Here is a 15,726-nt window from a genome sequence, read left to right as displayed (position 1 = left end):
ACAATGTATTAAATAAACAGAAATAAGAGAGGAACCTTTACATGAGCAAAAGCGAAAAGAAGAAAACATCGATATGGAGAAAGCTCATATACGGTTTGGGGATTATTTTGGCCGTTGGGATCATCGGGATCACCGCTGCTTTCACTTATGAAGCCATCGCTTCGAAACAAGCCGCAAAAGCCTACCCTCCTCCCGGCAAAATGGTGGATGTGGGCGGATATGATCTTCATTTGGTGAAATCGGGCAGCGGCTCCCCGACGATTGTACTCGAGGCGGGAAGCGGGGAAACGAGCTTGTCCTGGCGTGATATCCCGGACAAGCTCGCCCCTTATGCGACGGTCGTCACCTACGACCGGGCGGGGTATGCGTGGAGCGAGAAGGCAGATCGCGAGCGCACCGGGGATCAGATCGTCCGCGAGCTTTACAGCGCATTGAAGCAGGAAAATATCCCGGGGCCTTACCTTATGGTCGGACACTCTTTGGGCGGGATGTATGCCCGGCTGTTTGCCCAAACCTACCCGGACGAGGTCATGGGTTTGGTCCTTGTCGACGCGAGGCCCGAGGATGATGAGAGGGATACGCAAGCGATCCTGGAGCAGGAGAATTTTACTGGAAACCCGCCAGCCTCCACTCTTAAGCTGCTCAAGCAATCGGGAATCCTGCGTCTGTTCCAAGATGCTTTACTAGAAGGCATGGTGGCGAAGGAAGATCGGGGGCAATTTATCAATGTGATTGCAACTCCGAGCTTCTTTGAAGCGAAGGAAGAAGAGGGTGAACTCGCCTACACCACCGAAGATGCCATTCGGGGACAACGTTTAGGCTCTTTACCGGTGCGAATTATTGCCCGTGGTCTCCCGCAGGATTACGCCCAAGTGGGCATTTCCGAAACAGCTGGTCAGAAGCTTGAGGCGATCTGGCAGTCCGGACAGCGGAAAATGCTGGATATCTCGACAGACAGCCGTTTCATTGTCGCAGAAAAAAGCGGCCATATGGTCATTCATGACCAGCCGGAGCTGGTCGTCGATACGATTCTCGATGTATTGCCGGGGCGGTAACCGTTTCTACAAGTTCAGCATAAGTGTATCATTTTGCGTACAGCGTATACGAAGGATAAAACAGATCTAATCATGTGAAACCGGCCCGCAAATGCTGTATCGGCAATTTGCGGGCTGGTTTTGTCCTAGACCTCGTTCATTCTCCACTTGGTTTCAAGCATTTCAGTTGATTTAAGCAGCGTGATTGTATAGGCGTCCCGCACTCGCTCATTATGAAGGTCAGAAGTATGAAATTGCTCTATCTTTCTCCCGTCTTTCATCACTAAGATATCCTGACACAGTCCGGGTACAAGCGAGAGATCATGGGTAATGAACAGAAGAGACAACCCTTGTTCCTGCTGAATGTTCTTAAGCAGTTCTATGATCCGCTGTTGCAATACAATATCAAGGTTCGAGACGATTTCATCACAGATCAATAGTTTGGGATGGATCATCAGTGCTTTAGCCAGGCAGGCTCTTTGATACTGTCCACCGCTTAATTTGCCTGGCCGGGATGTTAGAAGTTCCTCCCGAAGACCTACCTTGTCTAAATACTCCAGAATCCTCTTTTTACGCTCCGTTCTATTCAAACTTGTAAAGTTAATTAGTGGTTCTTCCAGACACTTAAACAAGCTCAGCGCCGGGTTCAATGTTGAGGCTGTATTTTGAAAAACAATCTGAATATCGCGATACCACTTTTTATACGATGTTATGCCTTTGCGGGGCAGATGCTGCCCGTTAAATATAATGTGACCCGAAGTCGGTTGCTTTAAGGCCATAATCAGCTGTGCCAGCGTGGATTTACCGCTGCCGCTCTCGCCAACGATGGCTAAGGAACCTCCGTCTTCTATCACAAAATGGATGTCATTCAGAATTTGCTTTCCATTCATTTCTTTGAACAACTGTTGAACTTGAAGCATTGGGGTCGGCACCTCCTTTGCTAAGGAGTCTTTGCGATCGATACCTGCATAATTGCTGGGTATATTCATGCTCGGGTTGTCCTAATATTCGCTCGGCGTTTCCCTGTTCTATCATTTCTCCGTCACGCATCACACCGATCGTATCCGCAAGATAACTTGCAAGCAGTATATCATGCGTAATAAATAACATACTCATGTTCAGATCCAATATTAGATGATGCAATAAGGATATGACTTCAGCCTGAGTTGTGACATCAAGCGCGCTCGTCGGCTCATCGGCTATGACGACTTCAGGCTGTAACAGAAGCGCCATCGCGATCATGACACGTTGATTCATGCCGCCGCTCAGCTCATGAGAATAACTTTTCATCACATGCGCCGTATCTTTCAAGAACACTTGAGACAGCATCTTTTCCGCTTGTTTCTCAGCCTCATACCTCGATATCGGTAAATGACTAAGCATAAGATCACATAATTGTCTGCCAATCGGGAGCGATGGATGCAATGCTTGTTCAGGATGCTGAAAAATGACGCCCACCTGTTTCCCCCTGATTTTGCGCCAGTCCTTTTTGGATAAACGATTCAGGTCTTTGCCGTGCAGCATGATATCGCCTGACATCTGCAGACCTGCAGGAAGCATTCCTAAAATAGCTTTGCTGGTTAACGTTTTACCGCTTCCGCTTTCTCCCAATAAGCAGTAAGTTTTCCCCGACTCCAAAGAAAAACTGCTATTGTGTACAAGCGGCCGGCCATTTGCGTTTCTAATACTCAGATTTTTGATTTCCACTGCGGCATCCATTACTTCTCCCTCCTGAGCCGCTCGCCAACAATCTGGAACGAACAGGCTGTCAGAAAAATCATAAACCCCGGGAAAAACCCCATCCATGGTGCAACTTGCAAATAATTTTTCCCATCCAATAACATCACACCCCATTCGGGTGAAGGCGGCTGCGCGCCAATTCCTAAGAAGGATAAACCGGATAAAGTCAAAATCACCTTGCTTACATCCAAAATCAGCATGGTTCCAATCTGTGGCGCAATATTCGGTAACATATGTCGTATGATCGTCCTCATTCCAAATGATCCGCTTACCCTGCTGGCGATTATATACGGCTCCTTTTTCACATCATGGATCAAACCGCGAATTAATCTTACGTACTTGGCCCACCAGGACAGAATCACCGCGAAATAGACATTTTCCATACCAAAACCGAGAAAGCCAACGACCACAATGGTGAGCAGGACATTCGGCAATGCCGTAAAAATATCCGTCACACTCATCATCAACATGTCAAGCTTATTCCCCCAAAAAGCACTCAGTGCGCCAACGAGCAGTCCGATCAACATAACAACGCTGAGAACTGCGAAAACGGGGAACACGGAGTCGCTGATCCCGTGCAACACACGGCTTAACAAGTCTCTTCCCAGATAATCCGTTCCAAACGGATGAGAAAGGCTTGGAGGAATGAGCTTTTCATGATGATTGGTTTGGAACGGATCATAAGGTGAAATCCATGATGCGCTTAACCCGGCAATAATAAGAAGCACAATAAACAACAAAGCTGTTGCTGGAAGCTTATTCGCCCGCACGAGATTCATCATAGCTCCCACCTCTGTTTGTCAAGATGAACACGTGGATCGGCCACAAAATAAAGGATATCGGCCATAAAATGAAACACAAATATAAAAGCCGCCACCAGCAGCGCGCTCCCCTGAATGACGGGAAAATCACGGCGGTAAATCGCCTCAAGCATATATTTGCTGAACCCCGGAAAACTAAAAATCGTTTCTGTGATGATAGCGGCTCCAAAAAAGCTTGGCAAGCTGGTCGTGATTAACGTCAGGATCGGGATAAACATGGCGCGGAACAAATAAGCCGGGTAAAAGATAGAGGGCCGCAAACCTCTGGCTTTTGCCGCCTCAATATAGAAGAATTTACTGTATTGCACGGTGTATGAGCGTACCATCCGAATGAAGTAAACGCTTTGCACCAGGGAAATGGCAGTTACCGGAAGCACATAATGCTGTACGGAAGAGCTGCCGACAACCGGAAGAATCGGCCAGATCACACCGAAAGCATACATCAGAAGAATAGCAAGCCAGTATAAGGGGACGGACAACCCCAAAATCGTTACCGAATAAACCACTCGATCCGGAATCGATCCGGAATTCAAGCCTAACCAAATTCCTGCCGGTATGGAAATAAACATCGTAAGCAAAAAGGAGCCTGCAATCAGTCTGATTGTCGGATCTAAACGGTCCATGATTTCGTTCAATACCGGTTCTCCGGACATAAAAGAATTTCCCAGTTCTCCTTGGAAAATTTGAAGCACCCAAGCTATGTATTGCTGAATAAACGATTGATCAAGCCCCCATTGCTCCTGTAGATTAGCCACCAACGCTCGCTCAGGCACCGCTCCGATGTCTAACAGCATCATTGACGCCGGATCACCCGGCGCCAGGCGCATGAGTATAAAAACGAACAATGAAAACAGGACAAATGTGGTCATTAGCATCAACAAACGATGGGTCATGGAACGCAGCATTATTGTGCTTCTTTCTTTAAGTGATGCCATTTTATAGGATCGTCTTCAATGGCATTAAAAGTAAAGCCGGCAAGTTCACGCGTATGAACAAAGGTTTGCTTAGCGTAATAAATCGGCACCGACATCGCTTCCTCATGCATGCGAAGAAACACTTGGTCAAATAACATCTGCTGCTTCTCTACTGAGATGGTGGAAGCAATCTGATCCAGCAGGCCTGACAATGGACGGTCTTGATAAGCTGCTCCCGGCGTTGATGGCGAACTGTAGAATAAAGAAGACAGGAACCGATACGGCAATTGAGCATCCGTATAAGTCCGATACATAAGCAGGTCATAATCCTTACTGCTCCATAACGTATCGTAGTAAGCTGCCCTTTCCTGATTCACGATGTTAATTTGCATTCCGATCTGCTTCATGTTGTCCTGAAAAATTTCAGCCATTTCTTTCCACTCCGGATATTCTTCCGTTTGGATCACCAACCGCAGCTGCAAGACTTGCCCATTTTTCTCATAAAGCTGCTTTTTCTCATTCCATTTGTAGCCCGAGGCTTCGATCAATTGTTTTGCCTTCTCCGGATTATAAGGATAGTAAGGCTGATTATCAGCCGTTACAAAGGCGACTTTATCCTGAAACAATCCCTTGACTGGTTCGCTGCTTCCATCTGCATATTTACTCGTATCATTTCCATAATTGATGGCCTGGCGTATATTTTTATCCGATAGAGCTGCATTGTTCTGGTTGATGACCAAAAAATAGGACATCGTACTGGTTCCCGTTTCCACCACATACTTGTCGTTATTTTGAAAAACACTTATACTTTCCGCCGGAATATTGCCAAGTTCCCCGCCTGCAAGATCCGCCTCTCCGGATTGGAGCGCCAGGACTCTTGCCTGTGGATCTGTAATCACTCTAAAAACAAGCGAATATTCCGATGGTTCCTCTAACCAATAGTGCTCGTTTGCCACCAGAACTGTCTCAACTCCCTGTTGATAGCTGCCTATTTTCCATGGACCTGTGCCGATCGCCTGGCGAAAGTCTCCTTTCACATCTCCCGCAGGAGTTACCGAGTTTGGACTCATAATCCGAAAAGGCCTTGCCTGACTAAGCTCATACAATACTTGAGTTGCAGTTTCTTTAAATGTAAGTACGACGGTGTTGTCATCAGGGGATTCTATTTTTTTCAGCAAACGGGATATTTCAAGCGTTGCATTCTCTTCTCTGCTGATCGCTCGCTCCAATGAAAACTTAACGGCCGCTGAATTCAACGGACTGCCGTCCGAGAATTTCACTTGTTTTCTTAGATGAAAAATGTAGGTCTTTCCGTCATCGGAGATTTCCCATGACTCGGCCAAGCTGGGGGCAATTTTACCTTCTCCTTCATATTCCACAAGCGCATCATACACAGCGGCATGCATATGCCGTGTCCCATTGTAAGTCGCGGCATCCAGTTTATCTCCTTCACCATCCTGGGTTACTGCTACAAAGATTTGTTTGTCCGCTTCTTGGCCAGAAACGGATATCGAACTTTCGGCTTGTGTGCACCCCACAAGCAGCAACAGCGTCAAAACGATTGCAATACTGAAACGAAATCTGCTAAACATCCCTACTCCTCCTACTTCTCTCGTGATTAAACTGCTGCAAATGATCATGATCACTTGCATACGAAGTCATCTTTGTATATTATTAATCGTAATATTTACTATTTGCAAGATATTTTTTTAATAAAGGAGACCAGAGGTTAATGGCTGAGCATAAACTTGCACAACAATATCGTGATTATTGGGACAAAGGAGCAGATGTCTATGATGAAATCGTAAATACTGAATTCGCAACAGATACATATGATCAATGGAATGCGATCCTGAGTCATCTTTTATCCGGAAAGCGGAATTTAAAGATTCTGGATGTTGGAACAGGGCCCGGATTTTTTGCGGTTTTGCTCAGTCACATGGGTCATCAGGTTACCGCCATTGATTCCTCACCTGAAATGGTGGCCAGAGCTAAACAAAATGCACAAAAATATAACTGCAATATCAAGATTATTGAGACTGATATCATCGAATATAAGACGGAAGAAACATTTGACATCATCATTTCCAGGAATGTAACTTGGTTTTTGTATAACCCTGTTGCAGCTTATCAAAATTGGTACGGAAAGCTTAATGACGGGGGCCACGTTATAATTTTCGATGCAAATTGGAATTTGTTTTTAAGCAATCCCCAGGAGGCGGAGCTTTTCAGAAAGGCTAAAGAGGAGGCTGCAGAACAGGGTTATTTGCCGTACCGCGAAGAGAAAGACATTGAGGAAGGAGATCAACTGGCCCTTACCTTGCCATTGACCTATGTAAGAAGACCGGGATGGGACAGTGAAATGCTTAAGTTTATTGGTTTTACTAAAATCCAGGTCCATGAAGGATTCGATACTAAGTTTTACAATACAGGAGAACAAATTCTAAACCGTCACAGGCCCATGTTTGCTATCGTTGCTGAAAAATAAGCTTCGCCTAAACTGCAAATCGCCGCCGAACGGAAGTTCAGCGGCGATTTGTGTTCGGTCGGCGGCTATCCAAAAGCGCCCCCGAGGGGATGCGTTTCAACTCATATCTTTTCCGCCATTAACAGGTACATAGGAGCCAGTAATAAATCCGGACCGCTCGCTTGCGTATAAGGCAATGGCTCTTGCGATATCCTCGGGCTGACCGATCCTGTTCAGCGGCGTTTCCGCGATCATCGCGCTTCGATACCGCTCTATTTGATCCTTGGATGCCTCGGTTTCTACGGCCCCTGGAGAAATAATGTTCGCCGTAATGCCAAACTCGCCGAATTCCTGAGCGATGAATTTCGCAAATTGCACCAGTGCGGCTTTTGCCGTACCGTGCGCTATAAAGCCCCTTCCGGGGGTCCTGGCAACACTGCTGGCCACGTAAATGATACGTCCGTAGCCATTTTGCTTCATAAATGGAACAACAGCCTGCGTCAAATTAAAGGCGGCTTGAATTTCAGACTTCAGCTTTTCAGCCATTTCGTCCCATTCCATGTCAAGAAAAGGTTTAATGGTAAATGGAATATTCGCATTGCTGACCAGAATGTCCAGGGTACCCCAACGGTTGATAACCTGCTTTGCCATGGAATTCACCTGTTCGGCATCGCATACATCTGCCTGTATCTTTATGGCTTCCCCTCCGAGGCGTTCAATTTCATCGACAACCCTTTCCGCACTGGCATGGTCCGAAAGATAATTGACTGCAACCCTCATCCCCGACGCCGCCAATTCCTTCGCCGCAGCTGCACCAATCCCCCGCCCGGCTCCGGTTATCAACGCTACTTTTGCTTCTTTCCCCATTTACGACAACTCCTTAATCTTCCACAAACTGATTGATCAGCTTGTTCAGAAATTGTGAGAATTGCTTGAGCTCTTCTTCGGTAAATGCGCTAAGAACCTTGTGATCCATCTCTGCCAGCATCTCTTCCAGCTGCTCCAATTTCTCATTTCCCGTTTCCGTCAGCTCAACATACACGTAACGCTTATCCTCCATATCCTGATACGTTCTTACAAGCCCTGAACTCTTCATGCGTTCAATCATTTTGGTAATGTTCTGTTTCGTCACCATCGTTCTTTGACTTAAATCGCCTAACGAAGTTTTGGTCGCTTGCGCGATGGCGCCCAGAATCAACCATTGCTGTACACTTGTAAGTTTACATTTAGAAGCGATCTCACCTCCCTTCCTGGATAACAGGTTAGCGGCTTTAATCGTGTCTGAAATCACATCCATACCTTGGCTGCTCATCATCATTGCTCCTCAACAAATAGTCAACTAGTTGACAGTTTAGCATATATAAAAATGTTAAGCAACACAGATCAAACGATCTATCCAAAAAACAAAAAGCCCCTAAATTGCTGTATGAGCGGCCTATGAAAAAAGAAAACCGCTCCAAGGGAACGGAATTTAGTAAGCTTGCTTGCTTATCTTGAACTTTCCGAAGTTCATCCTTTAGTTTATCGTCCACGTCAAGAGAATTAGACTGCCCCTTCGCATCAAAATCCATCCGTGACTCCCTGCTGCGGCTCCGCTGTCCGCTTGCGGTATTCCTTTGGTGGGAGCCCTGCTATTCTGTTGAACATATGCGTGAAGTAATTGGAATCGTTGAAGCCGATGGCTTGGGCGATTTCGAAAATTTTCATGTCGGTGCTTTTGAGCAGGATCTTCGCTTTCTGTACACGCAAGTTTTGGATATAACCGGTGACGCTTTCGCCGGTTTCTTTCTTGAACAGGTTGCTGAAGTAGCTGGGGTTGAGATGAACATGGGCCGCCACCTCGGCCAATCCGCATTCGTCCATATATTTCTCTTCGATAAACTGGATGGCTTGCTTGACCGGATTGTCTATTTTGCCGGCAAGCCAGCTGTTATGGGAACGCAGGAATTCATGGATGTATACCTGCAGCCAAGCCGCAATCTCTTCGGGCGTCTCGCATTTGTAGACGGAACCCCACTCGATGGAACGTGCGGCCATCCGCCATATGGGAAACTGCACTTGCACCAGCCGGAGAAGGGCCGCGGCCAGGAGCAGGGCTTCGATTTTGGCGGTTTGCGGGGGCATACTGCTGATTCGCACCACTTGATCCAGAAGCTCCTTGTTCAACCGGCTGTTGTCTCCCGACATAAGCCAGGATACGATTTCCTTCTCCTTTTCGTAAAGCACCGTCTGGTTAAGTAAAAATTCATAGGCAGTACTGCCCTTGCCGACCACCTCCCGTCCCGGCCCGCTGCAATACCGTTCGTAAGCCTGGCGCAGGTCCTCCGCCGTGCGGCATCGTCCTTGTCCGCAGCAGGCAAGCGCCAGTTTCAGATAATGCTGAATCGAATCGGTGAGGGTCTGCAACCAGGAAGAAGGCATTCCCGGCCGGGAATCCGTCCGGTTCGCCAATAAAGCCCATTCCGATGAACTCAAGGAAAAAAGCCGGAAGCCGCCGCCATACCATTTATGCAAATGCTCCCTGACAATGTTGCCGAGAGCAAATTGCAATAGCGGCATATCCTGGGCGGAATAATGTTTTTCCGCGGAAATATAGGTGGGGATGCTAAGAAAGTAAAGCTCGCATTCATTCATCCGTCCGAGTAAAGCCTCCACCTCTCCGTTGTTGCAGGACATGCCCATAATCGCTGAGCGAAGCTGGCTGTCCTCATGCTGGCGCTTCCACTCCGCCACCAGCCACCCGGACTGATTCTCTTCGATCAGCCGTACATAGGTCCGGTCGAGCATGTTTAATATATCCACTTCTACGCAAGGTTTCGTGATAAAGTCCAGCACTCCAAACTTGAGGGCGGACTGGGCGTAAGCAAAATCCTTAAATCCCGTGATGATCACAATCTTGGTCCCCCAGCCGCGAGTCTTGACTTCCTCGGCAAGTTCGAGCCCATCCATATGGGGCATGCGGATATCGGTTAACAGCAAATCCGGGACGCATTGCTCCATCGAAGACAGAGCGGCCCGGCCATTTGCCGCTTCTCCCGCCACCACCCACTCGGCGGACCGTTTCCCGGCCAGCTTGAGCAATCCTTTGCGAAAATTCGGCTGATCTTCGGCGATAAACAGCTTCGCTTTCATCCGTTTCCCTCCCAAAAGTTTTGTGAGCGTTACCTCCTGATAAGCTTCGAGCAAAACTCGCTTCGAAAGCATAGGCCTAGTACTCTTTCGGGATCGTCTGAATGGGAAGCCTGATGTGAACGGTCGTTCCTTTTCCCTTGACACTGGAAATCTCTACTCCGTAAGGAGCCCCGTACACCAGTTCAATGCGCCGCAGCACGCTTTTAAAGCCAATTCCCGTTTTGTTGTTCTCCGGCAGCGCATCCTTAGCTTCCTTCAAAGCATATAAAGTGCTGTCATCCATGCCGCAGCCGTTGTCAGCCACCTCGATATGCAGCGCTCCATCCCGTAAATCCGCCTTCACCCTAAGCACCCGGTCTTCATCCATGTTTCGGAAGGCATGCACAAAAACATTTTCCACCACCGGCAGCAGCAGGCATCTCATCATCCGCAGACCCAGCAACGATTCTTCGGCCTGAATGATCGTTTCAATCTCGCCGGTAAACAATTCGGTCTGAATCTTAATGTAATTCCGTATCTGCTGCAGTTCTTCTCCCAGCGTCGTATCGGTCTTGACGGATTTAAGCGAATACTTCAGCATCTCCGAGATGGCGTTGATCAGGAGAGCCGCCTCCGCCTGGTCGTCGTTATACAGCTTCCAATACAGTTCATTGAACAGGTTATGCAGATAATGAGGGTTCAACTGCGCCTGAATGGCTTTTAATTCCGATTCCCGCTGACTGATCTGGGCCAGGTACACTTTGTTGATCAGAGTGCTTACTTGCTCCGCCATGCTGTTGAAGCTCTCGCCGATAAACCCGAGCTCATCGCCGGAACGGACGCTGATCCGAGCCGAGAAATCCCCCGAACGCAATTTGCGCAGCCCCCGCAACAGATCGGCCAGAGGCTTCAGCAGGGTTCTGGTAGAAATCGTAATCAGCAGCGCGCTGAGAAGCACGACGCCAATTCCGGCAATAACAAAGATATGGATGATGTCCTTGTTTTTGCGTTGAATCTCCTCCAGAGAAACCCCTCCGTATAACGTGAAGCCTGCCGGTTCCAGACGATGGCGGACAAATAAATAGGTGACCCCATTCATCTTGGCATATTGGGGATCACCGGCTTCGATCAAGCTCATGAGTTGCTCCGTCTCCTCCTGATTCGTATTGGAGTAGAGCAGTCCCTCCTGGGGCTCCAGCAGCAGTACCTTGCCGTTGCCGTTCTCCGTAAGATCCCGCAGCACTTTGGATACCAGCCTTTCCTCCATTACCACCACCATGGTTCCGTACGGAATCAGCTTATCATTGAGCATCCGTCTGGCGGCGATCAGCACCGTCCGGCGTCCGCCGGGATCTACGGCACTGGGCAGACTGGCCCGCCCCCAGACCAAGTTCCCCCGATGCGACTCCAGCTTGCCCATCACCATGGCCATTTCTTCAGGTCCGGGTTCTCCTGACGCCCCATTTTGGGAGAAAATAGCCAAATCTCCATGTTCATTGAACAGAAAGATGGAGCGGATCGACGGCGTATCCACTTGCAGCGTGATCAGTTGCTCCTCCACGTACTTACGGTTCTTGAATTGAGTATAGAGATCCCCTCCGGGATCAAGGCTCTCTGTGACGAACAATTCTATAGAAGGGTTCAGTATAATGGATTGGGATACCCGGCTTACCTCCTGGAAGGTGAGTTCCAATCTGGCCAAAGCCTGTTCATTGGCAATGGAGAACTGCTTGCTGATCTCGTCCTCCATCAATTGGACATTTAAGCGGTAGACCAGCCACCCCGCTAATGCAAAGGCTAGTGTGACCATACACGAGAGCAGAACAATCAGCTTCAACTTGAAGCTGCCCTTCATTTTTCCGGTAATTCTCCCCGGCCAGCTTATCGGATTCAGTCTCGCTCCCTCCCCTTAACGATGATGTAATCCGATTGTAAGCCCTTTCATCGTAATTTTAAAACAAAACTTGGCCTGGCTGCTACCGGACCAAGTCTATATTTACTTTATTCCGGGAGCTCCCTCCGAACTTTACTTTAGCTGAGAGCGGACCATTTCCAGTACATCATCGCCCAGGAAGGCCGTGTCTTTATTTTCTTGATACCACGTATTCATGTATTCCTCGATCTGCTTGCCGCCGCCTTTCTCCCAGGCTGCTTTAGCATCCGCAATAGCTTGCTCGGCCGTATATTTGGGCCCGCCGATGATTCCTTTGACAATGATGTCGCTCACTTCTTTGCTCACGTTGGTATTGATGACCACCAGGTCGCTTGGCAGAACCGGCATATGCTCGTAATGACTCAGAGCGGGATATTTGGCGTCCGGATTGAGCAAGAACTGGTCCGCTTGCTTCATCATCTCCAGCCCAGCCTTCTGATCCGGATCCTCCACATTAAATGCCGATAGGGAGGTCAAAAATTCGTTCTGCGGGAGTGAATAGAACATCGTGTAGTCCATGGCCCAATCCACTTCCTTCATATTCTTGTCGAGATCAATCACGATGGGCGCTCCGTCCGCTCCCTTCTTCCAATGTTCTCCCTCCAGCCCCTTTTTCAGCGTCAACGCCGTATCCGGCTGAAGCATAAAGTTGATATATTCCATCACAGCCTTGGGATCTTTGGCTGCGGCGTTAACCACAGTCGTCATCTGAATCGGGTTGGTCACGTGATGGGTAAACAGTCCCATAGGAGACGCGGGCTGCATCATCGGCGCAATTTCCGCATCCGGGGCCACCTTTCTGATGGTCCTGATATCGGTGACCGTACTCTCAAACCAGTTGCTGATTTGCGGAGGAAGGAAAACGCCCACCTTGCCGTTCAAATAATCCTTCTTTGCTTTGGAGCCGTTCGTGTCCGCCAGGTAATCCGGGTCGATCAGTTTTTCGTCGAACAGCCTCTTCTTGAATTTCGTCGCCTCCAGCGTATTATCCCAGCTGCGGATGATTTTGTCATCAGCCGAGATGGCCCAACCGCCCGCGCCGAACATGGAATCCACCATGCCGCCGGAGGTATAGCTTATATTCGTTCCGTACGTATCCTTCTTGCCGTTACCGTCAGGATCTTGCTCTACAAAAGCCTTCAAGACTGTAATCAGCTCTTCGGTCGTTTTCGGCACCTCCAGGTTCAGCTTTTTCAACCAATCCACCCGGATAAACGCCACGCTTTGCAGATGGGGCTCGTTAATTTTGCCGATTTCGTAAAGCTTGCCGTCCGGCTTGGTGCCCACCTCGCGCAGTTTGGGATACTTCTCCAGCAATTTTTCATATTCGGGAGCATACTGCAAGTAATCGTCCAGGGGCAGCAGTTGCTTCTGCTGGTACAGGGAATCCCGGAAGCCTGTATCATAATCATTGACAATATCCGGCGCGCTGCCGGATGCGAACATCACATTTAACTTCTGAGTCGATTCCGACCGGAGCACGGGCACAAACCTGGCCTCCACCGGAGAATGTTCATTAATCCATTTGGTCCAGCGGTTCTCCTCCACTGTTCCCTCCGCTGCCGGGATATTGCCTCTGTCATAGTTTGATACGGTAATGACGGGTTTATCTCCGCTTTCCCCCCCTTCTTTTGGCTGGCTGCATCCGGCAGTCCCCACCGTCAACACGATAGCCAGTACTGCGGTTAACCAGACCCTTTTGTCCCACTTGGATGTTTGCTCAAACATTTGCATGCTCCTCTCGATCTATAATCTATATTGAACAGATGCATTGCCGCTATCCTTTAATGGAACCGAGCATAATCCCTTGAACGAAATACTTTTGCAAAAACGGATAGACCACCAGCATCGGCACCACCATCACCACAACGCCTACCGCCTTCAGCTTCTCGGAGACCAGCTCCTGCTGCTGCATGATATCCATCGCCATCATGTTGTCCATGCTCTGAATCTGCAGCATGCTCTGGACGATTACCGTGAGATTCTGCAGTTCCGTCCGATTGATGTAAAGAATGACATTCATAAACATGTTCCAGTAACCAACGCCGTAGAATAACGTCAATGTGGCCAGCATAGGCAGGGATAAAGGCAAAATAATGCGCAAAAGCAGTTGCATCTCTCCACAGCCGTCAATCTGAGCCGATTCCGTCACTTCACTTGGAATGTTTTCAAAAAAGCTTTTCATGATTAACATATTGTAGGTACTGATCAGCCCAACAAACCATAAGGACCAGTACGTGTTCGTCAAATGCAGACTGTTCATCACCAGATAAGTGGGAATCATGCCGCCGCTGAACAACATAGTAAACAGCGCGGCCGTTGTGAACGGCTTGCGGGCATACAGATAACGGCGGGACAAAGGATACGCCGTCAGAACCGTAGTCAGCATACTAAGCGCTGTTCCGCCCAATGTGATGATCACGCTGTTGCCAAACGCCCGCAAGGCCGGCGTGTTCTGAAAAAAATATTCATAAGCGGTGAAATCAAGACCCACCGGCCAGAACCAGACCTGCCCCAGATCCACCGCCTGCCCTTCGCTTACGGACAAAGCGATCAAATGCAAGAAAGGCAGAATACAGGTGAGTGCAATGATAATCAGAACTGTGTGAACGAAGACCGAAAAAATCTTTTCGCTAGCCGACACTCTCAATGCAGTTCCCCTCCCTAAACGTTTTGTATGCATTGCTTTCCGAATAAGCTTCGTACAAAACTCGCTTCGGAAGCATGGGCTAGAATAATCCCTGGTCGAATTTCCTCGCCAGTGCGTTAGCCGACAACAGCAGTACCAGGCCGACAACAGACTCGAATAGACCCATGGCCGTGGTCAGACTGAATTGGGCCTTCTGCAACCCCACTTTGTACACATAGGTGCTGATGACCTCGGCTTTTTCCAGGACTGTGGGATTCTGCAAGTTGTAAACCTGGTCGAACCCTACCTCCATCAAGCGGCCCATGCCCAGAATCAGCAAAAGGATAATCGTAGGACGGAGGCCCGGCAGCGTAATATGCCAGATCTGTCTCATCTTGCCTGCGCCGTCCAGGGCGGCGGATTCGTACAAGCTGGGATCAATGGACGAAAGGGCGGCGAGATAGATAATGGCGCCGAACCCCATTTCCTTCCACATCCCGGAGCCGATAAAGATCGCAACCCAGGATTCGATGCGGTACAGAAACGGCACCGGCTCCATTCCCCATTGCTCCAGCAGCTTGTTGAGGGTGCCGCCGTCGATCGAAAACAAGGTGAGAACCAGCCCCGCTACGATGACCCAGGACAGAAAATGGGGCAGATAAATAATCGTTTGAATCCAGCGCTTCAGCCATCTTTTCCGAACCTCATTCAGCGCGATGGCGATAATGATCGGCGCGGGAAAACCGAAGATCAGATTCAGAATACTCAGTTCGAGGGTATTCCAGATAATCTGCAGCGTAGCGTCGGACTGAAATAAAATCTTGAAATACTTGAGTCCCACCCAAGGGCTGGATAAAATGCCATCGCGGAAATTGTAATCCTTGAAAGCGATCACAAGCCCGCCCATAGGAAGATACCGGAATATCACGTAATACAGGATCCCCGGTATGAGCATGAGGAACAGCGGAATATTCTGCCGAAACCTCTTGGTCTCGTAAAAGGCTTGTTTGGCCTTCGGCACACTGTCCGTTCCGACGGTCACAGGTGTTGTTGGCATGTTCTAACCTTCTTTCTTGG

The 15,726-nt window shown here is 48.7% G+C and carries 14 protein-coding genes; 2 read left to right on the top strand and 12 right to left on the bottom strand.

Annotated features, from left to right (window positions below; all coding sequences use genetic code 11):
• The first annotated feature begins 41 nt into the window (after positions 1 to 41).
• Complete coding sequence (locus ACI1P2_RS07360; RefSeq protein ID WP_355318286.1) at positions 42 to 1,055, top strand: alpha/beta fold hydrolase; 1,014 nt, start codon at positions 42 to 44, stop codon at positions 1,053 to 1,055.
• 125 nt (positions 1,056 to 1,180) lie between these two features.
• On the opposite strand, the gene ACI1P2_RS07355 is transcribed toward ACI1P2_RS07360, so the two are convergent.
• From ACI1P2_RS07355 to ACI1P2_RS07335, 5 genes are read right to left on the bottom strand one after another with little or no spacing between them, the layout of a single operon-like run.
• Positions 1,181 to 1,936 carry an ABC transporter ATP-binding protein gene (locus tag ACI1P2_RS07355; RefSeq protein WP_355318285.1) on the bottom strand — a complete coding sequence of 252 codons (756 nt, stop codon included), beginning with the start codon at positions 1,934 to 1,936 and terminating at the stop codon, positions 1,181 to 1,183.
• A complete protein-coding gene (locus ACI1P2_RS07350; RefSeq protein WP_355318283.1) occupies positions 1,899 to 2,753 on the bottom strand; it encodes an ABC transporter ATP-binding protein in 855 nt (284 codons plus the stop codon). The genes ACI1P2_RS07355 and ACI1P2_RS07350 overlap by 38 nt, the downstream gene beginning before the upstream one ends.
• Positions 2,753 to 3,556: an ABC transporter permease gene (locus ACI1P2_RS07345; RefSeq protein ID WP_355318281.1), complete on the bottom strand. Its 804-nt coding sequence runs from the start codon at positions 3,554 to 3,556 to the stop codon at positions 2,753 to 2,755. The genes ACI1P2_RS07350 and ACI1P2_RS07345 overlap by 1 nt, the downstream gene beginning before the upstream one ends.
• Positions 3,553 to 4,488 carry an ABC transporter permease gene (locus ACI1P2_RS07340; RefSeq protein WP_355318280.1) on the bottom strand — a complete coding sequence of 312 codons (936 nt, stop codon included), beginning with the start codon at positions 4,486 to 4,488 and terminating at the stop codon, positions 3,553 to 3,555. The genes ACI1P2_RS07345 and ACI1P2_RS07340 overlap by 4 nt, the downstream gene beginning before the upstream one ends.
• 11 nt (positions 4,489 to 4,499) lie before the next feature.
• Positions 4,500 to 6,101 carry an ABC transporter substrate-binding protein gene (locus ACI1P2_RS07335; protein WP_355318278.1) on the bottom strand — a complete coding sequence of 534 codons (1,602 nt, stop codon included), beginning with the start codon at positions 6,099 to 6,101 and terminating at the stop codon, positions 4,500 to 4,502.
• 140 nt (positions 6,102 to 6,241) lie between these two features.
• Here ACI1P2_RS07335 and ACI1P2_RS07330 point away from each other — a divergent pair, with 140 nt between their 5' ends.
• Positions 6,242 to 6,997 carry a class I SAM-dependent methyltransferase gene (locus tag ACI1P2_RS07330; protein ID WP_355318276.1) on the top strand — a complete coding sequence of 252 codons (756 nt, stop codon included), beginning with the start codon at positions 6,242 to 6,244 and terminating at the stop codon, positions 6,995 to 6,997.
• A gap of 96 nt (positions 6,998 to 7,093) precedes the next feature.
• Here the strand turns inward: ACI1P2_RS07330 and ACI1P2_RS07325 are convergent, their stop codons facing one another.
• The 7 genes from ACI1P2_RS07325 to ACI1P2_RS07295 all read right to left on the bottom strand — a co-directional run bounded on the left by ACI1P2_RS07325 (position 7,094) and on the right by ACI1P2_RS07295 (position 15,706).
• On the bottom strand, positions 7,094 to 7,843 hold the full coding sequence (locus ACI1P2_RS07325; RefSeq protein ID WP_355318274.1) for an SDR family NAD(P)-dependent oxidoreductase: 750 nt from the start codon (positions 7,841 to 7,843) through the stop codon (positions 7,094 to 7,096).
• 13 nt (positions 7,844 to 7,856) lie between these two features.
• Complete coding sequence (locus ACI1P2_RS07320; protein WP_355318272.1) at positions 7,857 to 8,288, bottom strand: MarR family winged helix-turn-helix transcriptional regulator; 432 nt, start codon at positions 8,286 to 8,288, stop codon at positions 7,857 to 7,859.
• A gap of 248 nt (positions 8,289 to 8,536) precedes the next feature.
• The gene (locus tag ACI1P2_RS07315; protein WP_355318270.1) at positions 8,537 to 10,108 is read right to left on the bottom strand and encodes a response regulator; all 1,572 of its coding nucleotides are present in this window, start codon (positions 10,106 to 10,108) and stop codon (positions 8,537 to 8,539) included.
• Between the two features lie 76 nt (positions 10,109 to 10,184).
• On the bottom strand, positions 10,185 to 11,924 hold the full coding sequence (locus ACI1P2_RS07310) for a cache domain-containing sensor histidine kinase (protein ID WP_408976158.1): 1,740 nt from the start codon (positions 11,922 to 11,924) through the stop codon (positions 10,185 to 10,187).
• A gap of 189 nt (positions 11,925 to 12,113) precedes the next feature.
• Complete coding sequence (locus ACI1P2_RS07305) at positions 12,114 to 13,748, bottom strand: extracellular solute-binding protein (protein ID WP_355318266.1); 1,635 nt, start codon at positions 13,746 to 13,748, stop codon at positions 12,114 to 12,116.
• A 49-nt stretch (positions 13,749 to 13,797) separates the two neighbouring features.
• On the bottom strand, positions 13,798 to 14,670 hold the full coding sequence (locus ACI1P2_RS07300; RefSeq protein ID WP_355318264.1) for a carbohydrate ABC transporter permease: 873 nt from the start codon (positions 14,668 to 14,670) through the stop codon (positions 13,798 to 13,800).
• A gap of 79 nt (positions 14,671 to 14,749) precedes the next feature.
• Positions 14,750 to 15,706 (bottom strand): ABC transporter permease, encoded by a 957-nt coding sequence (locus ACI1P2_RS07295; protein ID WP_355318262.1) that lies wholly within the window; start codon positions 15,704 to 15,706, stop codon positions 14,750 to 14,752.
• Positions 15,707 to 15,726: the final 20 nt, after the last annotated feature.

The sequence above is a fragment of the Paenibacillus jiangxiensis genome, assembly GCF_046098255.1.
GTDB lineage: Bacteria > Bacillota > Bacilli > Paenibacillales > Paenibacillaceae > Paenibacillus > Paenibacillus jiagnxiensis.
This window is presented reverse-complemented; position numbering and strand designations above follow the sequence as displayed.